Annotated in this window: 1 protein-coding gene; it reads right to left on the bottom strand. The window is 65.7% G+C overall.

The window, feature by feature from the left end:
• Positions 1–452, bottom strand: a 452-nt coding sequence (locus BKN05_RS12520) for a hotdog family protein (RefSeq protein ID WP_286688787.1), incomplete at both ends; no start/stop codon positions are given.

The raw sequence follows: 452 nt of genomic DNA, 5'->3' as shown, positions 1-452 counted from the left end.
ATCGGGTTGTAGTCGCCCGAGACCAGCGCGAATGGGGTCATATCCTGCGGTGCCGTGACGGTTGCGCGGTCGACGAATGACCGTGGGGTTGGCTCGACTTCAGCGGCTAGGGCAGCACCGCCCCATTCCGGGGCAGGTGCCGGGACGCTGGCGCCAGTGGCACGGCCGCGGATGGCGAAGCGCTGCATCTGGGTGGCCACCAACTCGCCGGATTCGTGATCGCGCAATTCCAACTCCACGGTGACGATGCGTCCGGCGTTGGACTCGTCGATCGCAGAGCACCAGGACTTGACGTCGATGCGGCGCGCAGTGCTTTCGCCCTTGTTGCCGCGGGCGAGCTCGTGGAGCGGCACCCGCAGGTCAATGACGTGATTCAGGTGCACGGCATTGAGAAGGCCTTCGATGACTGGGTAGTCGGTACCAGCAGGCTCGCCGTGCTCTTCGCCGATGCG

Origin of the sequence: Corynebacterium sp. S5S1, from assembly GCF_001913985.1 — a bacterium.
Lineage (GTDB): Bacteria > Actinomycetota > Actinomycetes > Mycobacteriales > Mycobacteriaceae > Corynebacterium > Corynebacterium marquesiae.
The sequence above is the reverse complement of the archived record's forward strand: the minus strand, read 5'-3'. Positions and strand labels throughout refer to the sequence as shown.